Annotated in this window: 15 protein-coding genes; 5 read left to right on the top strand and 10 right to left on the bottom strand. The window is 59.1% G+C overall.

What is annotated here, in order from left to right; genetic code table 11:
- Positions 1-30: 30 nt before the first annotated feature.
- A complete protein-coding gene (locus BLQ12_RS14935; protein ID WP_092211462.1) occupies positions 31-1356 on the bottom strand; it encodes an MFS transporter in 1326 nt (441 codons plus the stop codon).
- A 45-nt stretch (positions 1357-1401) separates the two neighbouring features.
- Complete coding sequence (locus tag BLQ12_RS14930) at positions 1402-2787, bottom strand: alginate export family protein (RefSeq protein WP_092211461.1); 1386 nt, start codon at positions 2785-2787, stop codon at positions 1402-1404.
- 393 nt (positions 2788-3180) lie between these two features.
- Between BLQ12_RS14930 and BLQ12_RS14925 the strand changes: the two genes are divergently transcribed.
- Together BLQ12_RS14925 and BLQ12_RS14920 are read left to right on the top strand one after the other, a co-directional pair.
- Positions 3181-4680: a hypothetical protein gene (locus BLQ12_RS14925; RefSeq protein ID WP_092211460.1), complete on the top strand. Its 1500-nt coding sequence runs from the start codon at positions 3181-3183 to the stop codon at positions 4678-4680.
- Positions 4623-5918 carry a sigma-54 interaction domain-containing protein gene (locus tag BLQ12_RS14920; RefSeq protein WP_092211459.1) on the top strand — a complete coding sequence of 432 codons (1296 nt, stop codon included), beginning with the start codon at positions 4623-4625 and terminating at the stop codon, positions 5916-5918. Before BLQ12_RS14925 ends, BLQ12_RS14920 begins: the two co-directional genes overlap by 58 nt.
- Positions 5919-5931: 13 nt before the next feature.
- On the opposite strand, the gene cls is transcribed toward BLQ12_RS14920, so the two are convergent.
- The 7 genes from cls to BLQ12_RS14885 form a co-directional block, all read right to left on the bottom strand.
- Entirely contained in the window at positions 5932-7449 is a 1518-nt protein-coding gene (gene cls / locus BLQ12_RS14915; protein ID WP_092211458.1) for a cardiolipin synthase, read from the bottom strand.
- A gap of 331 nt (positions 7450-7780) precedes the next feature.
- Positions 7781-8542, bottom strand: coding sequence for a coiled-coil domain-containing protein (locus tag BLQ12_RS14910; protein WP_092211457.1), 762 nt, complete (start codon positions 8540-8542; stop codon positions 7781-7783).
- Positions 8543-8688: 146 nt separating this feature from the next.
- Positions 8689-9396, bottom strand: a complete 708-nt coding sequence (locus tag BLQ12_RS14905) for a DUF2491 family protein (protein WP_175469839.1) — start codon at positions 9394-9396, stop codon at positions 8689-8691.
- Positions 9397-9411: 15 nt separating this feature from the next.
- On the bottom strand, positions 9412-11118 hold the full coding sequence (locus BLQ12_RS14900) for a TAXI family TRAP transporter solute-binding subunit (protein WP_175469837.1): 1707 nt from the start codon (positions 11116-11118) through the stop codon (positions 9412-9414).
- Between the two features lie 431 nt (positions 11119-11549).
- A complete protein-coding gene (locus BLQ12_RS14895; protein ID WP_092211454.1) occupies positions 11550-12419 on the bottom strand; it encodes a type 2 periplasmic-binding domain-containing protein in 870 nt (289 codons plus the stop codon).
- 938 nt (positions 12420-13357) lie between these two features.
- On the bottom strand, positions 13358-15886 hold the full coding sequence (locus BLQ12_RS14890; RefSeq protein WP_092211453.1) for an efflux RND transporter permease subunit: 2529 nt from the start codon (positions 15884-15886) through the stop codon (positions 13358-13360).
- A 97-nt stretch (positions 15887-15983) separates the two neighbouring features.
- On the bottom strand, positions 15984-16571 hold the full coding sequence (locus BLQ12_RS14885; RefSeq protein WP_175469835.1) for an MlaC/ttg2D family ABC transporter substrate-binding protein: 588 nt from the start codon (positions 16569-16571) through the stop codon (positions 15984-15986).
- 633 nt (positions 16572-17204) lie between these two features.
- Here BLQ12_RS14885 and BLQ12_RS14880 point away from each other — a divergent pair.
- From BLQ12_RS14880 to BLQ12_RS14870, 3 genes are all read left to right on the top strand, one after another.
- Positions 17205-18176, top strand: coding sequence for an NAD(P)H-dependent flavin oxidoreductase (locus tag BLQ12_RS14880; protein ID WP_092211451.1), 972 nt, complete (start codon positions 17205-17207; stop codon positions 18174-18176).
- A 181-nt stretch (positions 18177-18357) separates the two neighbouring features.
- Positions 18358-20139, top strand: coding sequence for a cation:proton antiporter (locus tag BLQ12_RS14875; RefSeq protein ID WP_092211450.1), 1782 nt, complete (start codon positions 18358-18360; stop codon positions 20137-20139).
- Between the two features lie 332 nt (positions 20140-20471).
- Entirely contained in the window at positions 20472-21332 is an 861-nt protein-coding gene (locus BLQ12_RS14870) for a DegV family protein (protein ID WP_175469833.1), read from the top strand.
- A gap of 12 nt (positions 21333-21344) precedes the next feature.
- On the opposite strand, the gene BLQ12_RS14865 is transcribed toward BLQ12_RS14870, so the two are convergent.
- A complete protein-coding gene (locus BLQ12_RS14865) occupies positions 21345-22334 on the bottom strand; it encodes a TAXI family TRAP transporter solute-binding subunit (RefSeq protein WP_092211448.1) in 990 nt (329 codons plus the stop codon).
- Between the last annotated feature and the right edge of the window lie 50 nt (positions 22335-22384).

Raw genomic sequence — 22384 nt, 5'->3', positions numbered from 1 at the left:
TGAATAAATACGGTTGGTCCTGTGGGCGGTTTATTCGCTTGCCGGGATCGACATTGACTTTGTGGCGCTTCGAGTCCCTGCGACGGGCTGTGGGTTGTGTCTGGCAAGCAGGATCGAGACTGTCGCAAAGAGAAAACATCCCGCTGAAATCAGGAAGGCGATGTTGTAGCTGCCGAAGGTCGTAAAGGCCCACCCATAGACATAGGAGCCTGTCCCCCCGATGATGGCCCCGACGAAGATGCCGATACTGATGAGGGTGGCCAGGGGTTTTGTTCCAAACATGTCCCCCAGCAGGGCCGTCCAGATGGGGTAAAAGAAGGAGGGGATCAGCCCGAAAAGGAGCATGGCGACCGCGAACCCGAAAAGGGAGGTGACCTGCGTGAAGGCTAGGCAGAGCAGGAGCCCCGTCACCAGGGCCACGATGCTGACGGGTTTTTTGCCGAACCGGTCGCTCAGGGCGCCCCCTAAGAGCATGCCCACGACGGCGAGGATGGAGAGCGCGAACATGGCAGCCGTAATGGCGGTCTTGGCCGATGCGGGGGCGACCCCGCTTTGCCTGGCGATATCAAACCCCCAGCTTGCCACGTGGGCCACAAGGCCCATTCCGGGGAAGTTGAAAGCCGTGTAGGCCATGGCAACGCACCAGAACGAGGGGGTCTTCAGGGCTTCCTTGACGGTCCAGTCCCGGGCGGGAGCGGCCGGGCCCTCGGTGGCGGCCATGCGTTCGGTGTGTTCCTGGGCTGAGACCCCGTCGGGGTAGAGCCCCATGACCGCAGGAGAGCGTTTGACCACAAGGGAGAGGGCCATGATCAGGGCACCGGCCGTGAGGCCCAGGTACAGCCAGGCCGTTCTCCAGCCCCAGGCTTCGATCATGGCGGGGATGAGAAAGCTCACGATGGCCAGGCCGCAGGCCGAGCCCAGGCTCGTGATGGCAATGGCCAGGGCCCCTTTTTCCTGGAACCACACCCGGGCCGCTGCCACGCCGGGCACAAAGTAGGCAAAGGAGACCCCGAGCCCTAAGATCACCCCGTAGAAGAGCTGAAACTCAAGCGTGGTGCCCACCCCGGAGAGGAGGAAGATCCCTGCAGAGATGAGGGCCCCGCCTATCATCATGGGAAACCTGGATCCGAATTTGTCGACCAGGATCCCCACCAGAAGCGAGGCACAGGCATAGACCCAGAGGTGCACGGTCATACCGAAACCGAGGGTGGCTCGGTTCCATCCCAGCTCGGCCTCCAGGGTGGGCATGAAAATGGTGAGCGAATAGCGGCTCATGGCCGTCAGAAGAACGATGAGGGAGCAGGCGGCCACGACCCACCAGCCATAGAAGAGTTTGGTTTTTTCAGAATGTGTCATGAGAAGTCCTTGTGTCTGGTTGTCGAAATGCCCTTTGCCGGCGCCTTAAAGGATGTAGTAGGACATGGCAAAGGCTGCCTTGGTGGCGATATTGCTCTGGTCTTCCCCTTCCAGGCGCATGTCCACGGCGCCTACACTGAAGGCCAGTCGGACGCGGTTGGTGACCCACCAGTCCATGTCCACGGTGTACTCAAGGGCGTAGTCCCCCTTGTCAAAGCCGATGTTCTGGCCTGCAAAGTCCCATCCGAAATAAAGGGGCATGCCGTGGCCCCTCTCCGAGGTGCCCGTGATGTAACTGGCGCCGATATCCAGAAGAAGGCCCTTGTAAAGGGGGATTCCCTTGAGTCCCAGGTTCACCCCGGCGGTGCCCTGGCCGGTTTTGGAGACGAGGCTGATGTTGTACATGTCCGCATCGGTGGCCAGGGTGGTGGCTTTGAGACCCCGGGACTGGGGGCCGCTGAGCACGGGCAGGACCTCGATGCCGTTGTCGGTGTTGGCGTCGTTGCCGCTGCCGTACCATCCCGAAAGGACGGTGGCGAATTTTCCGGGGAAGGTGCGCTGGAGTTTTAGGGTGGCCAGGTACCCTTCGGCCTCTTCATGGCGGGTCTCCGATTGGACCGTGCCGCAGATGAGGTCTGCCCCGAGGTAGAGGTTCGGCGTCGGGGTGTAGGAGAGGGGAAGGCCGAACCAGTAACCGTCGGCATCGGTGGTGGGGGTGAAACGTACCCCTTGGGAGGGGTGGCTTCGTTTGCCGAAGTTTCGCATGTAAATGGTGGTGTCCTTGCCGATGTCTGAGTACATGACATAGGGCATGGCGGTGAGGTTTCCCAGGGAGAACCAGCCATCGACGGCCCCTATTTCGATGTTGCCGTTGTCTCCCTTGAAGGGGTCGCGGGTGGGGCGGGCCCAGAGCATGCGGAGGCCGCACTCTTTGCCCCTGTCGTAGCGTGTTACGAGGGCCGCCACGTCATCGAAGAAGATGGGGGAGTGAAAGGCTGCCGTGGGCAGGGTGAGCTGGCCCTGGAGGCCGATATCAAAGAAAAAATGGGTGTCGGGGATCTGGGCCTTGGCATAGAGCCGGCGGGTCTCCACGTTGACGCCGTCCGTGCCCAGGGCACCGCCTGCCCCCTGCCCCACGCTGCCCAGGGAGTCGTTGCCCCAGGTGATGTATCCGATCTCAACCTGGGCAACGCCCGAGGCATAGGGGTTGATCTTGGCCTCGACCTCCGTGCGGAGGCGGCTGTGGACGGTGAAGGGGTCGATGATGTTTGCGTCGGGGTTGAACTCCGTGTTTCCGAGGTAAAACGCCTGGTTTGTCAGTTCCGCCTGAACCTTGAACTCCGTTGCGCCCGTCCCCCGGGCAGTGACACACATGGCAAGGCACAAGGTGCCGCATACGAGGTATTTCAGGTGCTTCATACTCTCCATCATTGCGCTTCTCTCCTGATACGCTGGGCTGCTGGACACAGCTGGTGTCTCAAAAAATTCACAAATCCAAAAAAATAGATTTTTCTGTGGAAAAGGGCGGCCCTCATTCCGTTGCCCCTTCTTTTTGTCGGGTGAAACCCGTTTCATGGGATGACGGGATATTTAGCAAGGCGCGTGCCGAACAATGAGAAACAGTGTTTTTAATGGTGGCTGGAGGACTGTCGGGAAGGGATTGTTTCGAAAACACGAATGGTTGTTGTGGGGGAACGCCGGCGAGTTTGAAAAAAGGATGTTTACATGACAAAGCTCTCTTGTGTAGTGTGAATTAATAAAATTGTACGTTGTCTAAAAAAATATAAATCGTTTTCCAATTTATTGTAAAATGAGGGAGGGGCGATGAAGGGCCTGGGTGTGGAGGCGGACAATGAGGTCTTGGGAGTGTGTGAGGCGTTGATCAATGAGATTGTTGCGCAGATCGGTGTTGAGGTGACCCCGGGGATTCTGGAGCGACTCGACACCGTGATGGGGTTGCTCAGGGACTACGAGGTCCGCGGGAAAGATGAGGCCCACCAGCAGGCCTACATTGAGCTGGTCCTGGCCGTTCAGGACATCTGCATCTATTTAAGCAAAGAGATGAAGCAGGCCCAGGCATTGTGCAGCGTGGCCATGGAGCTTGTGATTGAGCGCGGAGACCTGCGGCTTAAATCCATCCTGACCCTTGCCCAGGGCATGCTGCACTGCCTTGTGGGGGAACCTTTTTCCGGGGCGGGTTCTTCGCTCTCCGAGTGCATCGACACCGTCCATATTTTAGGGGACAGGGATATCCAGCTGCGCTCATCCATTTTTCTCTGCCCCCTCTATTTTTTCCGTGGGGACATGAGGAAACTTCTTCACCACCACAACATGGCCGCATTTCATCCCCCCTTGTGGAACTGCCGGTTCCTCAGCGAGATTTATCCGCTGTCTTCCTGTGGAGCGGCGCACTTGATGGGCAACTTTCCCCTGGCGTTCGGGATTGCGGATTCCGGTTACCAGAGGGCGAGAATCCTCGGCCTGGAAGTGGCCGAGGTGTGGTGGGGGCTGCAGTATTGTGCGGTGTTGATGAGCGCCCGGGGCAAGGAGTTGGAGATTGAAGCCCACCTCAGGCGGGCCGAAAAGATTGTAACGCCGGCACAGCATACCGCGGTATATGCCGGGTTGCTCCAGGTCAAGGCCTGTTATTGTTTCAGCCGAGGTGAGGTGTCCAAGGCGTACGAGTGCATGGCCACCTGCTTTGAGACGGTCTTGAGGTACGGGATTCCAAAGCCGATATTCGGGCCTGCAAACACCCTGGAGCTTTGTGTGGAGTTTCAGCGAAGGGGGTACCCGGCCTTGGCGGGGTTTGACCTGGACCGTGAGCTGGACCGGGCTCTGGAGGGGGAGAACAAAGTTCTGATCGGCATTGCCCTTCGCGCCCGGGGCTTGTTTGCCTTTGACGCGGGGGCTCCCCGCCCATCTGTGGAGCGGTTTCTCAAGTTAAGTGCGGAGACCTTTTATGACGCCGGGTGCCTGTTGTATCAGGCGCCCACCGAGGTGATGCTGGAGGCGTTGCAGGGGGCTGGAGAGGGTGACAGGGAGGTGCTTTCCCCGGAGAGGGTGTTTGAGATTAAAAAGGAAGCCCGCGTGGAGGTTCCCGAGCCTTCCAACCTTGCACGGCAGTGTGCCGAGGCGCTTAAGAACATGCCGTCCTGGGGGGACACGGTGGACTACTTTCAGGATCTTGTCTGCCTGATTCAGAGGGAGTTCAGGGCCGAGCGTGTGGTCCTTTTACGCCTTGGTGGGGGGGGGAGGTGGCGCGTGTGGCGGGATGCAATCTTACCGAGGCCGAGGTGGGGCACGGGGCCCTGGGGCCGGTGATCCCTCGCCTGGAGGAGTCGCTGAAGCTGGGCAAGACCACCCGCATCAAGACGGAGGCCGTTGCGGCGGTATGCATTCCGTTGCAGATGGATGACGACCGGTCCCTCATTTTGTATGCCGAGAGCAAACACACCCGTGGGGAGTTCAGGAAAACCCTTGATGCCGTCAACGACGAGTTGGAGTTGGTCCTCTCCGCCGAGGTCCGGTCGGCCCTCCGCCTCCATGAGGCACAGGAGGTCAAGCGCATCCGTCCCCAGTGTCAAAGCCCTTCGACGCCAGCGTATTACGGTGAGCTGATGCAATCGATCCTGCAGCAGGCGAACCAGGCCTCCGTCACCGACGCCACGATCCTGATCCTGGGGGAGACGGGCGTCGGCAAAGAGTTGTTTGCCAGGTATATTCACGAGGCCAGCGGAAGGGACGGGGCCTTTATCCCGGTGCATCTGGCCAGCATGGCGGAATCGCTTTTTGAAAGTGAGCTTTTTGGCCATGAAAAGGGGGCGTTTACCGGGGCGGTGAAGCAGAAGACGGGCTTTTTTGAAATGGCCAACGGGGGGACCCTGTTCATCGATGAGGTGGGGGAGATTCCGTTGTCTCTTCAGGTTAAACTCCTGCGGGTGCTGCAGGACAGAAAGTTCACCCGTGTCGGGGGGACCCGCGAGATTCATTCTAAATTTCGGCTGGTGGCGGCCACCAACCGGGATTTGACAAAGGAGGTGAAGGAGGGACGCTTTCGCGAGGACCTTTTTTACCGGCTTTTTGTCGTGCCCCTTACCTTGCCCCCCTTGCGGAAACGGGGCAAAGACATCTCCTACCTGGCGAGGATCTTTCTCGATCACTTTTCGAAACGCTACAACAAGGCGCTTCCCGAGTTGAGCCCGGGCCAGCTTAAGGGGCTGGAAAGCTACCCATGGCCCGGAAATATCCGGGAACTCAAAGGGGTAGTGGAGCGAGCCACCATCCTTTCAGACGGTGAAACACTTGAGTTCATGCTCCAGCCCGCCGAGTGCTCCACGGGCCATGGGGCACCGACCGGAGGCGAGTGCTCCCACACCCTCTACGATGACCTGCCCACCCTCAAGGAGCTTCAGCGAAGGTACCTTAAGCACGTGCTTACCCTTGCCGAAGGCAACATTGCCCGGGCGGAAGGCATCCTGGGAGTGAAACGCTCCACCCTTTACGCCCAGTTGAAACGGTTCGGCCTGGCAAAAAAACGATGGGACGATGCGGGTCGATAGTTTTCCAAAGGCCTTACTGCAGCGGAGCCATGAGCCGCGCGGTGCGGGCGGCGAATCGGAACCAGAAGGGTTTTTCGTCCAGCTCCGTGGGGTTCATGATGCGGGAGTGGGCAAAATCCTCCCTCAGCATGGCCTCCACCTCGGCGGCAAAGGGCTCGTCCACCACCAGGGCGGAGATCTCGAAGTTGAGGCGGAAGGAGCGGTTGTCGAGGTTGGCCGTGCCCACCACGGCGGCGTCGCGGTCCACGAGCATCACCTTCTGGTGGAGGAACCCCTTCTGGTAGCGGAAGATCTTGATGTCCGTGCCCTTAAGGTCCCGCAGGAAGGTGAAGGCCGTGAGGTAGACGAGCTGGTGGTCCGGGTCGTCGGGGATGAGGATTTTTACCTCCACGCCCCGTAAATCGGCGAGCTTCAGGGCGGCGATGATCCCTTCGTCCGGGACAAAGTAGGGGCTGGCGATCCAGATCCGCTCCCTGGCCGTGGTGATGGCTTCCAGGAACAGAAGGCCGGTGGTCTCCTGGGGGTCGGCCGGAGACGAGGGGATGATGTGGACCACCTTGTTTCCGCGCTGTTTGAGGGCGTCTATCCAGTTGAGCTCCACAAAATTGCGGGTGGCCCAGTACCAGTCTTCGAGGAAGGCGAGCTGCACGGCCAGCACGGCCGGTCCCGCGATGCGGATGTGGGTGTCCCGCCAGTGCCCGAATTTGGTGGAAAGGCCCAGGTACTGGTCTCCCACGTTGTGGCCGCCGACCCAGGCGGTTGTGCCGTCTGTTACCACGATTTTGCGGTGGTTCCTGAAGTTGAGCTGAAAGCGGTTGCCCCGGCCCTGGGTGGTGCCGAAGGCCGAGACCTCGACCCCTGCATCGCGAAGGGCGTTCAAGTAGCCCCGGGGCAGGGCGTGGCATCCGATTTCGTCGTAGAGGAAAAAGACCTTGATACCGGCCTGGGCCCTTTCGATCATTTTGTCCCTGAGGCGCTGGCCCAGGCCGTCATTTTTGACGATGAAAAACTGGACGAGGATGTACTCTTTGGCCTCATCCATGCCGGCAAAGATGTTCTCAAAGGTCCGGTCCCCGTCAATAAGAAGCTCCACGTCGTTGCCTGTGGTCATGGGCAGCTCGGTCATGCGGGTGAGGACCCGGTGGCTCCCCCGGGGGTCTTTGGGCGTCACAAGGAAGCTGTTTCCGGCTGTTTCCACCTCCGGCTCCAGGGCCAGGAGTTCTTCGTCCACCCGGTGTCGGGCTGTGGTGTAACCCTGGAATTCGCTGCGGCCGAAAACCCAGTAGAGGGGCACAGCCATATAGGGAAAGGTGTTGAGGGAGACGGCCCAGGCCACGGCCCCCTGGGCCGTTCGCGTCTCCATGATGGCGTGGATGGAGGTCCAGGCCCCGATGGTGTGGGCGACGGCCGAAATGGTGAGAAAGGCGGAGAGGCGAATCAGCCATCTTTTTAAGCGAGAAGGGGGCCTTGGGGGGGCCGTGGCCTGTAACGTCTCTTCATTCTCTTTGGGCGGTGTGGGGTGATTGTCCATGGGGCAGCTCCCTGTGTTCTACCGTGTGTAAGGAAGAAAGACCGGGTGACGTGAAATGGGCCTGAAATCACAGGCTAAAGAATATCTTTGATTGAGGTCTGAAGTAAAGGCTCTTCGTGTGTTGCGGCGGTTGCAGGGCGCTGTTTGGCGGTGTGGGCATCCGCCATGGCAAGGCGGCTTTTGCATGAATGGGGGGCAAAGCGAAACGGGAAACAGGCAAGGGGATCAGGGGCGCCGTGGCACAGCCACGAAGCGCCCCTTTTTTTCGGTTCCTGTCAGCCCATGAGTTGATATGGCGATATGTCAGCTCACAAACGTGTGACACACCGTGTTATTTTTTCAACGCGGCCAGGCGGTCGGCGATGGAGTCGGTGGCAGATGCCTTGCCGCCGGCCTCTTTCATGGCCGAGGCGATGAGGTCGTTCTCTTTTTCCGCTTTGCCCGGTGCCAGGAGCTTGGCCTTCATGCGGGCGGCTTCGGCTTTGGCGTTTGCGGTGTCGGCGTTTTTGCGCATGGCCGAAAGGGCGCTTCCCAGCTGATCGGACTCGTCACGCAGACCGGCGAGCTTTGCGGCCCGTTCTGCGGAGTCTTTGGCCCGCTCTTCCCGTACCTTGGCGCGCTTCATGTCCTGAACCGCGTTTTCCAGGCTCTTCTTGGCTGTTTTCAGCTTTTCGGCGGAAAGGGAGGCCACCTCTTCGAGCTCTTCCATGAAGTCCTTGGCTTCCACGGCTTCCTGCTCTTCGATTTCCATTTCAGGCTGCATCTCTTCCAGCAGCTGTACCAGCTCGGTGAGGGCTTTTTCGGCGTCGGCGTTGTCCGGGGCTTCTGCAAGGCGCGTCTGGAGGATCTCGGCGGCCTTGAGGCGCTGTTCGTAAAGGGCCTTGATGGCGTCGGCTTCGGCCTGCTCTTTCTTATAGACCTGGCGGGCCTCTCCCACCTCCTGGACCAGTTTGTTGAGCCGATTTTCCATCTGCTCAAGCTCCGCCTTGGAGGCGGTCTCAGGGTCCCAGGATGCCAGAATCTGGACAATGCTCTGGCCGATGTTCTCGCTTTTTTTCTTGCCGAAAGATGAAACAAAACTGAAAAAACCCATGGAATGACTCCTTGTCTGTCAGGTTTAAATTGCAAAATAAACAGGCCCAAAGACATGCCTCCGGCGGCAAGGTGTGCCACCTTGAAAGCAGGTTGCGAACGCGCTTTTCCCCTCGTTCCTCGGGAAAAATCACATTCGCCTTTGGTTTAGTATTTAACGGTGATGGATTCGGGGATCACATCAATGCCGGAGGAGAGCTGGATGAGGGCTGAACCGTCGGTGTGCTCTTCCCGGGAGGCCAGGATGTACTCGGCCATCTCGCTCTCTTCGTCTATCCAGCGTCCGTAGAGCATGGACGCGTGGGCCACCGAGGCGGTCTTTTCGCCGAATCGATCGAGGTAGAGGGTTTCGGTGAATTCGTTGGGGGCCATGCGGCCCTCGCCGTCGCCCCAGACCCGGTCGTAGAGCCGTCCCTGCTTGTCTTCAAAGGCGGGAAGCCCGATGTAGCCGTCCTCTTCCCCGATCCAGAAGGCCCACTCGTCGGCGGATTCGGGGTAGATCTCGTCCAGGGTCGCAAAGAGGCGGCACTCTTCGATGCCGTCACCTTCCACCACCTGGAGCACGGATTTTGCCTCGGGGTCTGCGGCCGATTCCAGGTAGAACCGGTGTGCCACCGACTCCCCCAGATCAATGCGGCCGTATGCAAACACGAGGGACTCGGCCCCGGGTTGCGGCTGGGTGATGGCCTCTCCGTGGATCAAAAACGGCGTCTGGTCAAGAACCAGACTGCTGCCGAGGTGAATCTGGAGGGGCAGGGAGGTGTCGATGGGCTCTTTTTTGCCCTTGGTCAGCGTCTCCCTTGCCTCGCCTACCTTTTTTCCGGCCACGGCTTTGAATAGATTGAATACTCCCAAAACGATTCCTTTGTGTTAACGGGTCAGCCCGTTGGTTCGTCTCTGGATGACAGGTTTGCTCTCCATGATGGCGTAGGAGAGGGCGTCCATGGCTTCGGGGCCGTATTGACGGGCCCAGTCCGTGCGCACCACGAGGACGGCGGAGACGGCGATGCTCTCGACGTCGCTGCCCAGGATGAATCCTTTTTGAAGACCCGGATAGGTCTTGGACGGGATGTTGACGAACTGGTAGATGCGGTTCCAGTTATGGTCCCGGGCGTCGTTGAAGTCCCAGTCGTCGACCTGGACGAGGCGTATTTTTTTTGTGTTCCGGGCCACGGCTTCGGCTTTGGCCAGGAGGCTTGAGTTGAGGCCGGAGACGAACATCATCACCGCATTGGGGTTGTTGATGACCTGATCAAGGGCCTCTTCATAGCTTGCGTTGCGGGTTCGGATTTTCCGGTAGCCGTCGTCCTGGAGGCAGAGGCCTTCCCAGGTCATGGCGGTGCCGGACCCTCTGGGGCCGATGTAGAGAATGTGTTCACCGTCGGGTTCGATGTCCTGAACGGTCTGGATACCCGATTTCCGGTTGGCGATCATCTGCACCACTTCCGGGTAGAGGGCCACCTGCTCGGAGGCTGCCAGAGGCGTCTTGGGGGAAGTGCGGCGGAACACCTCAAAGGCGTCGGACTGCACGATGGCGGCGTCCACCTCTTGGGTGGCCAGCAGGCGCAGGTTCTCCATGGAGCCGGCGGTGGTGCGGATGTTCACGTCAACGGTGGGGGCTCCCTGTTTCAGGAGGTTCCCGAAGGCTGTATAGTTTCCACCGGGTGAGGCCGTGGCCAGGGTGAACACGGGTTTGTCGACGGTTTTTTTCGCCATGGCCTCGGCGGAGAGGGCCACCTCCGGGGGCATGCCGTCGGGCAGGTAGTCGGGCTGGACCGGGGTGCCCTCAAGGGTGGCCACCTTGGCGTCAAGCTCGGTGAGTTTGGCTTTCAGCACGGCGTCGTCCCGGGCCATGCGGTCGGCCTCCTGCCGCCACTCCCGGTATCCAGGGTCGTCGGCGTGGTGGTAGGCCATGGCGTAGCTGTTTCGGCTCCCCAGGGTATCCAGGACCATCCACCAGGCCATGGCGTCCCACATGCCGAAGCGAGAGCGGGCGCGGTAGGCGTAGCCCGGGGGTGTCCAGCCCCGTCCGCGGTAGTAGTTGTCCCGGCGCTGATAGTGTGTTCGGTAGTCAAAATCGCTGTATTTTTTTGTTTTTCGGTAGATGGGACTGGAGGCATAGGAAGAAGGCTTTGTGGCCGCGTTCTTCTGTTTGAATTTACCGGTCTCCTTCTGGTAGGCGGCGTAGGACGCGGCGGCCTTTTTTTTCTTCATGGCCGTGGCGTTCTTTTTGTCAAAGGAAGACGTACCGGCAAATTTTTTCTTGGGCGTGGACGTGGACCCGGGTTTGCTGTAGCCGCTGGCCGAGGTCTTTTTGGGCGTGTTGGTGGCGGTTGCCTTCTTTTTGGTACCCGGTTTGGAGTAGCCTGATGATTTTTTTGTCTTGCCGAAGATGCCGCCGCCATCCCTTTGGCCCCACACCTTTTTGCTGGGGCTGGCCGGTTTGGACCAGCTTTTGGAGCTCCTCTTGTAGGAGGATTTTCGGGACCTTCTGGCATCGGAATCGCTGGCGGAAAAAGAGACCACAAGCAGGATGAGGAGAAGAAGGGAGCATCGGGAGATAAATCGTGGTGTCATGGTAACCTTCATGGAAGCCCTTGGGGTGCACTGATTTGTTCGTCACGTCGCTTCAGCGTGTCGGGGCCGGAGAGATAAAACTCTTACGGAGAGGCATCACTGAACGAGTAAATCTATGTATGGTTGAAGGGATTGTCAATGCTTACTACAGGTGATTTGTACGAGTTTTTATATGTAGGATAACAGTCAAAGCGAACCTGTTTATGCAACGTTTCAATATGTTGACCATTGATGGCTTCGTAGCAAAGCCGCCTCCGGTGGTGAAACGTTTGCCCATTTTTATAAGCTGGCTTTGACAAACAGGCTTGAAAAAAGATCCAGTATACTCTGGATCAATAGCGAATGTGATTTTTCCTGGGGAACGAAGGGGAAAGCGCATTCGCAACCTGGGGTCCAGGGGATCATTCCCTGGCCGCCGGAGGCATGCTTTTTCAGCGCCAGGTAATGGCGTCGAGAACACGGGTGATGGGGCCCTTGCCCCCCAGAAGGTCATAGAATTCCGGCCAGATCAGGTTCTGGAGTTGCGCGTTGGTGAGTGCCGGGCGCGTGAGGGCGCCCTGTCTGTCCACGGGTTTCAGGGCCTGCATGAGGATGGCGTACTGCTGGGCCTCGCGCCCGGCCTGGACGAGGATGTCCCGGTGTTCGGGGGAGAACTGCCTCCATGCGGCTCCGCCGATGACAAAGGGATGCATGCGGTAATAGCGGTAGAGGGGCACGGCGTCCTTGTGTGCAGACGCGGCCAGGGAATCCCGTGTCGTGGCGGTGCCTGCCTCCCATTCGGTGAAGGTGGCCGAGACCACGAAGTCCCGGAGCCGGTCGGGGGTGCGGGGCAGGGGGCCGGGGGCGTAGACAGTGCGGGGTCCGGAATAGGACCAGCCAAGGATTCGGGCATTTCCTTTTTTCATGCACAGCTCGTTCCAGTAGCTGCCGGTGCTGCCTGTGGTGGCCTTGACCGCCTCTTCATGGGTCTCCACCAGGCCGGGCAGGGCCAGGGTGCCGAGCTCTTCCACGGAGGCCACCGCGTTTCCCGTGGAGACGGTAACGGCGGCCAGGCTGCCGGATCGGAGGTGGTCCAGGAGGTCCGGATCGTTTCCGAAGGCGCTGTCTGCAAAAACAGAGACGCGGATTTCGCCCCGGGACAGGCTTTCCACGATGGTTTTGAACCGGCGGGCGAAGATCCCCTGATCCGATTCCGGGGGGGCGCTCATGCCGATGCGGAGGATCTGTGTTGCTTCGGCGTCGGCCGTGGGGCAGGTGAGGGAGACAAGGACGATGAGTGCAAGGGGGAGTTGTTTCAGCATGGCGGCACCTCATGGGTGGTGGATCGGTATAACCGGTTGTGTTGGGTGATCGGGGACAGGCTTGGCCGGGCTTTTTAACCCGGTGTGTGTCAAGTGCATCCTCTATGGTTTCATGATAAGTGAGTGGCTGTTTTTTAATAAGTATTTTTTTTGCTGAGCATAAGAAAAATTGAACGACAGGTGTAGGTACCAGACGGCGCCCGGCTTGAAAAGGAGGGAATATATCACCGGATAGCCTTGAATTATTGGCTATTGCCGTGAACAACCAAATGATGCGTGGGCTTGGGATGTTACTTCAGGGGGTTGATGGAGCGGGGATTGGCCCAAAAAAAAGCGGTTTTATTACATAAAATATATTCGAAAATAACCCGGTTCAGGCCGCAGGGGGGATGTTTCCGGTGCAAAGGGACCTTTTGGGCCCCTTTGCCGGGCGCTTTTTTTTATCAAAGCAGGGGGCTTCAACGAGGTGGCGGGGCAAGCACACGGGCAATTCGCTTTCGCGTTTTTTTGCTACCCTTGCCACCGGGGTTATTCCGGTTAAGATCAAGGGAACTCCAAATGCCCTTCATCGTGTTTCCAGAAGAATGAAATGGGCCTCTCCTGCAAAAACGTTTGCCACATGTCACACATCACGCGAATGCTCCGAAAACGCTTGCAGAATGGTAGCCTCCATGCATTCGCCATAGGGTTTCAAGGTGCCCCCACCTTGCCACCGGCGGCAGCCACGTTAAAGATGCCTCCGGCGGCCCTGCCGGGAGCCAAACTTTTGCCTGATCTTATAACGACAGGTTTGATAAACAGGTTTTAAAGACAGACTCAGTTTAATCTGAATCAATAGCGAATGTGATTTTCCCTGAGGAACGAAGGGGAAAGCGCATTCGCAACCTGCTTTCAAGGTGGCACACCTTGCCGCCGGAGGCATCTTTTTTGTAAGGGTTTTACATGGCCTCCCCTGGGGTGGTCCCCCGGCCGAAGGGCTTGAGGACGAGGATCAGTTTGGGCAGGAGGGTCAGGGATGAGATCAGGGCAATGGCCATGGCCAGTCCGGTGAGCAGCCCGAAGAGGATGCTCGGGATGAAGTTGGAGAGGACCAGGATGGAGAAGCCCGAGATGATGGTAATGGAGGTGAAGTACATGGCGTGGCCGATGGAGCCGTGGCAGCGGTGCAGGGTGGCCATGTAATCCCCGTCTTTTTCCAGTTCGGACTTGAACCGGTGGATGTAGTGGATGGTGTCGTCCACGGCGATGCCCACGCTGATGGCGGCGATGGTGATGGTCATCATGTCCAGGGGGATGCCGATCCAGCCCATGAGGCCCAGGACCACGCCGATGGACAGAACGTTGGGGAGCAGGGCGATAAGGGCGATGACAGGAGAGCGGAAGAGCAGGAGAAACATCCCGGCCAGGGCCACCAGCACGATGCCCAGGGTGAGGATCTGGGAGGAGAAGAGGCTTTGGAGCATGTTGTTGTAGAGCACCAGCATGCCGTTGAGTTTCACGTTGTCGGGTTTGAGCCCCACCTCGTCGATGAGGCCTTTTTTCACCTCTTTAAGAAAGGCATCGCGCCGCAGGTCCGGTGCGGAGTCTTTGATGCGGATGGAGAGGTGGGCTTCGTTGTGCTCCACGGAGACGTAGGGTTTCAAGAGGAGCTCCCGGTACTGATCGGGGATCTCGCTGTAGAGAAGGGCCAGGGCGAAGTTGTCCAGGGGTTTGCCGTCGTTGAGCTTCTGGGCGATGCGGGTCAAAGAGGCCAGAGAGAGGATCTTACCGGTCTCGGGCAAGGCGTCCAGATAGGTGTGCACCTTGTCCACCAGGGCGACTTTGTCCTGGGTGAACCAGTACTTGTCCCCGGTTTCAATCTCTTCGAACTCTTCGAACTCGGCAAAGTCTCCGTTGGCTTCCTCATCGTCCGGGGCATCCACGTCTTCTGCCGGGGCCTGCTCGGGCTGGTCAAAGGTGATGACCACATCAAGGGGCGTGGTACCGCCCAGGTGGTCGTCGATGAGCTTCATGCCCTGATAGATTTCCGTGGATTTTTTGAAGTAGTCGATGAAGCTGTTCTCCACCTCCAGGCGCATCATGCCGGTGAGGCAGAAGAGCAGGGCCAGGGCCGAGGCCACGAGGATCCCCTTGCCGTGCTTTTCCGTAAAGGTGCCGAGGATTTCGGGCAGGGGAAACCGCAGGGTCAGGCGCTTGGGGGGCTGGCCCTTGGGCATCAGCACCAGCAGGGTGGGCAGGAGGATGAAGGTGACGCACAGGGAGACCACGATGCCGGCGCTCATCATCCATCCGAAGGTGATGACGGGCAGGATGTCGCTTGAGATGAGGGAGCTGAAACCGGCAATGGTGGTGAGGGTGGCAAAAAGGCAGGGGGTGGCCATAAGGGCTGCGGCCCGGGCCGTGAGGTCCTTCTGGCTCCACTGGGGGTTGGCTTTGTGGAGCTCCCGGTGGCGCACGATGAGGTGGATGGCGATGGCCATGGTGATGATGAGCTGCAGGGAGATGAAGTTTGAGGAGATGACGGTCACCTCCCACCCCATGAATCCCAGGATGCCCGACATATGGATCACCGAAACAAAGCAGCAGAGCATGGGCAGGATGATCCACCGGACCTGGCCGAAGATGAGGCCCAGGGTGACCACGAGAAAAAGGGCCATGCCGCCGCCGAAGAGGAGGATGTCGTTTTTGATGAAGGTGATGAGGTCGTCGGCGATCATGGAGACCCCGCCGAGGAAGAGGTCTGCCTTGTCCCTGTGTGTATCCATGATGGCACGGACGGCGGCGATGTCGTCGTGCCGCAGGCTTCTGGCCTCTTCCCGGTACTGCCAGAAGGTGGCCTCGGCCTTTTTCAGGGCGTTTTTTTCATCCGGGGTGAGGGCCCGCTCCCGGGAGAGGTTTTTCAGGGCGTCGCGTTTGCCCAGCAGCTCCATGTAGGTGTGGTCGTATTTGAGGTTGATGATGACGGAGGTGATGGTGCCTTCGGGGCTGACGAGGAGGTCCCTGTAGACGGGGCTCTGAAGGATCTCCTCCCGGGCCATGGCCTGGTCGGTTTCCGGGGAGGTGAGGGTCCGTATGTTGGCGGCCAACTCTTTGACGGGCAGGGGAGGGCTCTCCAGCAGGGGCACGTCCAGGAGGGTGAGGACCGATTCCACCAGGCCCACCTCGGAGAGCTCGGCTTTAAGGGCTTGCAGATCCTCGTAAACCGGGGCGGAGAAGAGGTCCCCCTTGGGTTTGTAGGCGATGATCAGGTAGTCCTGCTGCCCGAAACGCTCGCTGAGCTGGCGGAAATAGTTCAAGTCTTCATCGTTGTCCAGGACCAGGGTTTCGGCCGAGGCGTCCAGACGGAAATCTTTCATCTCATAGGCGAAGAAGAGGGTGAGGGCTGAGAGCAGCACCAGGGTGAGGACGGGGAATTTCAAGAGGGTGTTTCTGTACGCACGTTCGATGAGGTGGTTGAATCGCTCCATGGGAATCGGGCCTTTTCAGGAAGTCTGTCTGTGGGGAAGGGCGTTGCCCGGCAACGGCGCGCCCAAGGGACTGGGCCCTTGGGCGCGTGTCGGGTCATCAGACCTTGATGTGGTTGAGTTTGGTGATCAGTTCGTCAAAGCCCCCCTCGTTGAGGACCTGGTTGAACTGGCTCTGGTAGGTCTTGACGATGCTGACCCCCTGAAGCTCGATATCGTATATTTTCCATCCCTTTTTGGACTTGTAGAATTTGTAATTCATGGCGTACCGGTTCTCTTTGGAGATGAGCTCCGTGGGGATGATCACTTTTTTGGAGTTTGCCTTCTCCACGGGGAGGATTTTGATCTCTTCATCGGTATACAAAGAGAGCTTGTCCGAATAGGAGCTTTTCATCACCTCGGTGAAGGTGTGGATGAAGGTTTTCCGTTGATCTTTGGTGAGGCCGGACCAGTTCTTTTTGCCAAGGGTGAGTTTGCCCATAAGGGAAAAGTCGAAAATGGGGGAGACATTTTCCACGATGAGGGCTTTTTTCTCATCGATGGGAATATCGTTTCGCTTCAGGGTAAAGAAGATAAAATCAAGCTTTCCTTTAAGCAGGGCTTCCACGGTGTCCGTACCCACGGCTCCGGCCGTCTGCACCAGGAGCAGGAATAAGACGAGGGTGGTCATCACTGTTTTTTTGATCATGGGTCCTCCGTGACGTCGCGCAGTGCCTTCTTTGCTGCCGTGCCCTCTATGGGGCCGGGGGGGAGGCGCATCGTCGGTATCCGCCGGGTCATGGCGGGTGGTGTTAAACAGTCGCATTCCATAGATTAGTTGACGCTCTCTGCGGTGTCAAGGCGGCACGGGGCAGGGACACGGGCAACATGTATGGGGCGTCGGTCCCCTCGGGGACGCACTTTAAGGTCGGCGCCGGCGCGCACCCCGACACAAGGGGAGGCCGCCGAAATCATGGCCGGAACGGCCCAACGCATGGCCTTGTTCCGGGACAAAAATGATAAAAAAGTCTCTTCAGGGTGCCGTGAGACCCTATCACAAGGTCTGCATCATGTCTGTGCCCGGGATCACCTTTGCGGTATGATTGACATCAGATCCTGAGATCTTACTATGTATACAGTTGAAAAGAAACGAAGGATTGATGATGGAACCTTCCCTTTTCTCCGTGTTATCGGGGCAAATCGCTTCCCCGTTTACCGTTCAATGTAAAAAATAGTTTGGTAACCTTTTCAGAAGGTTGTCTCCCGTCAGGGCCGCCGGAGGCCATGTGGGCCATATTCGTTTTATAGTTGTTTCGAATCCAAGGATGAACAGGAGGCCTTTATGAAGACACGGATAACGGATCTGTTGGGAATCGAGCACCCCGTCATTGAAGGGGGAATGCAGTGGGTGGGGAGGGCAGGTCTGGCGGCCGCCGTATCCGAGGCCGGGGGGCTGGGGATCATCACTGCCCTGACCCATGGGACCCCAGGGGCCCTGGCCGAAGAGATCTCCGTTGTCAGGAGCCTTACGGCCAAACCCTTCGGGGTGAACCTGACCCTGCTGCCTACCTTGAAGCCGGTCTCCTATGAGGACTATGTGCAGGTGATGGTGGATGCGGGCATCACCATCGTGGAGACGGCCGGTCGCAGCCCTGAGCCCTTCATGCCCCTGTTCAAAGACGCCGGCATCAAGGTGATTCACAAGTGTACCTCGGTGCGTCATGCCCTGAAAGCCGAAAAGCTGGGGTGTGCGGCGGTGAGCGTGGACGGATTTGAGTGTGCCGGTCACCCCGGGGAAGACGACATTCCGGCCCTGGTGCTCTTGCCCCTGGCCGCCGATGCCCTTTCCATCCCCATCATCGCCTCAGGTGGGTACGGGGACGGGCGTGGCCTGGCCGCGGCCCTGGCCCTGGGGGCTGACGCCGTGAACATGGGCACCCGGTTTCTGGCCACCCGGGAGGCGGCGATCCACGAGAACGTGAAGCAGGCCCTGGTGGATGCCGACGAGCGCCAGACTGCCCTGATCCTGAGGACCTTCAACAACACCGCCCGCATTTATAAAAACAAGGTGGCCGAGGAGGTGGTGGCCCTGGAGAAGCGGGGAGACGCCACCATCGAAGAGCTGGCCCCCCTTGTGAGCGGGAAGCGCGGGGCCATGGTGTATGAAACCGGGGACCTGGACGCCGGGGTCTGGACAGCCGGAATGGTGGCGGGTCTTATCCACGATATTCCCACGGTGGAGGAGCTTGTGAGCCGCATCGTGGCCGATGCCGAAGCCCTGATCCGGGAGCGGCTTGCGGGGCTGCTGGGCTAGAAAAGAGATGGATTCGCCAAGCGGCGTATGATATTTTTAGTGACTATTGTTTACGAACCTGTCCGTCCATGTCCCATGGGCGGTGTCTTCGGTGGTCGGGCGCAAGGGCCCGGTACGGCCTTGCCCGCCTGTCTTACGCAATCTCATCAGAAATACACACACGGTAACGTCAGGGGTGGTTATGTCCCACGATGCGCTTCAGACCATTTCTCTTTCCATCGCCCTGGGGGTGTTTTCCTATATCATATCGAGGGCGTATAAAATCCCGGCCATTGTATTCTACCTGGTCTGCGGGTTTGTGTTCGGCCCGGCCGGTTTCAACCTCATCCGGACGGAGGAGGCCATCGGCGGGGGCATCGCCCCCATGGTGGAGATAGCCGTGGCCATCATTCTTTTTGAAGGTGGGCTCTCCCTTTCCATCCAGGGCTTTCGCATGGAGAAAAAGGCCATCAGGCGCCTTCTGTTCATCACCATCCCCATTACCGGAGGGGCCGCAGCCCTTCTCAGCCATTATCTCACCGGCATGCCCTGGCTTTTTGCGGGTTTTTTCGGCGCCCTTATCGTGGTGACGGGCCCTACGGTCATCGGATCCATCTTAAAAAGCGTGGCCCTGAACCAGCGCCTGGAGATCCTTCTGAACTGGGAGTCCCTCTGGGGGGATGTCATCGGTGTGATGGTGAGTGCCCTGGCCCTGGAGCTGATCCTGGTCTCCAAGGGAGGGGTGATCACTGCCGGGGTCTTTGCCCACCTTCTTCTGGGGACCTTTGTGGGGAGCCTTGTGGGCCTTGCGGGCGGCGTGCTGTTGAAACACATTGTGGCATGGCTGGAGAAACTGAAAGACCCGGCCCTGTCGGGTATCGCCTCCTTTGGTGGGGCCGTGGCCCTTTTTTACATTTCCGGGCGCATCGTGGAATCCTCGGGCCCCCTGGCCGTGGTCGTCGCCGGTATGTACCTCTCCCTGAAGTGCGGGGATGCCGTGGTGGGGATCCGGCATTTCAAGGAGCAGATCGCCAGCCTGTTTATCAGCACCCTGTTTGTGCTCCTCTCCGCCTTTGTAAACCCCATGGAGCTGATTCACCTCTGGCCCACCATGCTGGCCGTGGCCTTTATCCTGGGGGCCGTGGTCCGGCCCCTGGCAGTCCACCTGGCCATGGCCGGCTCGGATGTGACCCTTCGGGAACGATGGTACATGGGGGTTATCGGCCCCCGGGGGATTGTGGCGGTGGCCACGGCCTCCTATGCAGCCTTTCTGCTGCCCGGGTTTCCTTACGAGATGAAGGTGATCCTCAACCAGACCATGGCCATCATCTTTTTTTCCGGTGTGGTGGCCACTGTGCTGTGCCGGCCCCTGGCCTCCCTGTTGAAGGTCCGGGTGCCCCATGCGCAGACCGGGATCCTCCTGGTGGGCTCCAACCCCATGAGCCGGGAGTTTGCGCGGTTGTTGTCCAGGCATGTGCCCGTGGCCTTTCTGGAGACCCGTCGGGATGCCTGCTCCCTGGCCACGGATCAGGGGTTCCAGACCGTGTGTGCCGATATGCTCAGCGCGGACGTCTATGAAGAGGCGTCACGGGAAGGGTATGACCGGCTGGTGGCCCTGACGCGGAACAACGCCCTGAACGAGCTGGTGGCCCTGCGGGCGGCTTCCCATATGGCTCCGGGGCGGGTGTATCGCGGGGTGGCCCGCAGGGCCGAGGAGACTCTTCTTACCGGCAACGACAACGTGGCCCATGTGGCCTTTTCCGACGGGTTTTTTATTACCGAAGCGGTGAGGCGCATGGAAAAGGGCCATGCCTGGTTAACGGAGAAGGAGGCGGATGAGCTTGGGGATGGGGACATTCCCCTGGCCCGGCTCAATGGCGAGGGAAAGGGCGTGCTGATCATGCGCCCCGGGATTGACCCGTCGGGGACGCTGATCTGTTACAGCCGGAAAGAAAAGACCGCGGCCAAGGTGGGGGCACCTTGAAACCCTATGGCGAATGCATGGAGGCAGCCAAGTTAAAGATGCCTCCGGCGGCCCTGCCGGGGGTCAAACTTTTGAAAAGTTTGATAAACAGGTTTGAAAAAACAGATTCAGTTTAATCTGAACCACAGGCGAATGTGATTTTCCCTGAGGAACGAAGGGGAAAGCGCATTCGCAACCTGCTTTCGAGGTGGCTCACCTCGCCGCCGGAGGCAGGCTTTTCCATGCACTTTAACCATAGAGGGCTGTTTTGAACTGAATGGCCATCTGATTTTTTTGTGTCACTTCCTATGTTTTGGTTCCTTACCCCCCCAAGAGACGGACGCAGGAGACCCATGGGACAGAGAATAGCCATTGTGACAGATTCCACTGCGGATTTTCCCGCGGGCGTGACCGAAAAACTGGGGATACGGTGCGTGCCTGTGCACGTTGTCGTGGACGGGGTGGATTATCTGGACGGCGTCTCCATCACCTCCGCCCAGCTGGTGAGCCGCATGAAGCAGGGGGCCGAGGTGGTTACCCGTGCCGCGGCTCCGGCAGCGTACGCTGATCTCTACGACTCCCTTCTGGCCCGTTATGACCGGGTGCTCTCCTTTCATCTCTCCGCCCACCTTTCAAATTGCCACGAATGCGCCGGTAACGCCCTTGCCCTTCTGGATCCGGCCGATGCCGAGCGTGTGACGGTGTTTGACACCGGTTCGGTGAGCATCGGCCAGGCCATGTATACCCTCATGGCCGTGCGGTACCTGAAAAAGCACGGACGTATCGAGGGCATGAAGGAAGCGCTGGATGCCTCTTTTTCAGTCGGGGTGAATCAGGTGACCGTGGAAGACCTTGCATGGCTTCGGAAGGGCGGGAAACTGGGGGCCCTGTCTGCTGCTTTCGGCAGGATGCTCGATATCAAGCCCATTCTGGAGATGAAAGGGGGGCGCCTGGCCCTGGTCCGAAAGGTCCGGGGCATGACCCGGACCTTAGATGAGATGGTCGCCTGTGCCGATCGCCTGAAGGGGCAAGGGGCCTGGGAGGTGTGGGTGTGTCATTGCGACGCGGGGGCGAGTGCCTTTTATCTCCGGAACCAGCTGGCCAACGTCCTTGAAAAGGAGGTCCACACCATCCACATGGTGGAGGCCGGAGCCGCCATTTCCGTCAACGTTGGCCCCGGAAGCTGCTGCTGGGGCATGGTACCCCTGGGGTAAAGGCCTTGGTCCTTACATCAGGCCCGCTTCTTTGTAGTAGCGGACGGCACCGGGGTGCAAGGGGGCGGAGAGGCCTTCGAGCATGCTTTTTTTGGTGATCACCTGATAGGCCGGATGCAGTCTCTTGAACTCCTCGAAGTTTTCGAACACCTCTTTGGTGATGGCGTACACCACCTCATCGGGCATCTTGGCCGAGGTGCAGAAGGTGGCCTTTACGCCGAAGGTGGGGTTGTCCTCTTCGTTGGCCGCGCCGGGGTAGAGGCCGGCCGGAATGTAGGACTTGGCGTAATAGGGAAACTTTCGGATGAGTTCGCCGGTCTCGGTGATGGCGACAAATCGGGTGGGGCGATGGCCTGAGGTGGCCTCTTTGAAGGCGCTGCTGGGGTGGCCAACGGTGTAGAAGAAGGCGTCGATCTCCTTGTCCAGGAGGAGGCCGGGGGCTTTGGCTGCTTCCACGGATTTGGCCTTGATGTCGGTCTGCCAGTTGATGCCGGCGGCCTCCAGGGCGTCGATGGCGTTGCCCCTCTGGCCGGAGCCGGGGTTGCCGATGTTGACCCGCTTTCCCTTGAGGTCGGAGATGGTTTTGATATCGGCGTCCACGGCGGCAAGGAGGGTGACGGACTCCGGATGGATGGAGAAGACGGCCCGCAGGTCGGCCTGGGGATCCCCGTCCCACTCTTTCATGCCGTTGATGGCCTGGTATTGTCGGTCGGACTGGACAATGCCGAACTCTAAGTCACCGGTCATGATGGCGTTGACGTTGTATACGGAGCCGATGGTGGCCTCCACGGTGGTTCGGATACCGTACGCTTCCCGCTTTTTATTGACGATTTTGGCGATGGCGCCACCGGTGGGGTAGTAGACCCCGGTGATGTCACCCGTGCCGATGGTGACAAAGGTGATTTTTTTCCTGGTGTCGGTGGTTTCCTTGTCGGAGGGCTGGCTGCAACCGATTGCAACGGTGAAGAGCACAACCATACTCAGGAAAAGCCATCTATTCATAGGAGACTCCTGTGTGGGCCCCCGCACCGCTGGCGGCGCGGGGGCGTGAG

Origin of the sequence: Desulfoluna spongiiphila (assembly GCF_900101345.1) — a bacterium.
GTDB classification, from domain to species: Bacteria; Desulfobacterota; Desulfobacteria; order Desulfobacterales; family Desulfolunaceae; genus Desulfoluna; species Desulfoluna spongiiphila.
The sequence above is the reverse complement of the archived record's forward strand: the minus strand, read 5'-3'. Positions and strand labels throughout refer to the sequence as shown.

Bases quoted from the DNA above. Each gene is read 5' to 3' on its own strand.
- BLQ12_RS14935 (WP_092211462.1), bottom strand. From the start codon at position 1,356: ATGACACATTCTGAAAAAACCAAACTCTTCTATGGCTGGTGGGTCGTG.
- BLQ12_RS14930 (WP_092211461.1), bottom strand. From the start codon at position 2,787: ATGATGGAGAGTATGAAGCACCTGAAATACCTCGTATGCGGCACCTTG.
- BLQ12_RS14925 (WP_092211460.1), top strand. From the start codon at position 3,181: ATGAAGGGCCTGGGTGTGGAGGCGGACAATGAGGTCTTGGGAGTGTGT.
- cls (WP_092211458.1), bottom strand. From the start codon at position 7,449: ATGGACAATCACCCCACACCGCCCAAAGAGAATGAAGAGACGTTACAG.
- BLQ12_RS14910 (WP_092211457.1), bottom strand. From the start codon at position 8,542: ATGGGTTTTTTCAGTTTTGTTTCATCTTTCGGCAAGAAAAAAAGCGAG.
- BLQ12_RS14900 (WP_175469837.1), bottom strand. From the start codon at position 11,118: ATGACACCACGATTTATCTCCCGATGCTCCCTTCTTCTCCTCATCCTG.
- BLQ12_RS14895 (WP_092211454.1), bottom strand. From the start codon at position 12,419: ATGCTGAAACAACTCCCCCTTGCACTCATCGTCCTTGTCTCCCTCACC.
- BLQ12_RS14890 (WP_092211453.1), bottom strand. From the start codon at position 15,886: ATGGAGCGATTCAACCACCTCATCGAACGTGCGTACAGAAACACCCTC.
- BLQ12_RS14885 (WP_175469835.1), bottom strand. From the start codon at position 16,571: ATGATCAAAAAAACAGTGATGACCACCCTCGTCTTATTCCTGCTCCTG.
- BLQ12_RS14880 (WP_092211451.1), top strand. From the start codon at position 17,205: ATGAAGACACGGATAACGGATCTGTTGGGAATCGAGCACCCCGTCATT.
- BLQ12_RS14875 (WP_092211450.1), top strand. From the start codon at position 18,358: ATGTCCCACGATGCGCTTCAGACCATTTCTCTTTCCATCGCCCTGGGG.
- BLQ12_RS14870 (WP_175469833.1), top strand. From the start codon at position 20,472: ATGGGACAGAGAATAGCCATTGTGACAGATTCCACTGCGGATTTTCCC.
- BLQ12_RS14865 (WP_092211448.1), bottom strand. From the start codon at position 22,334: ATGAATAGATGGCTTTTCCTGAGTATGGTTGTGCTCTTCACCGTTGCA.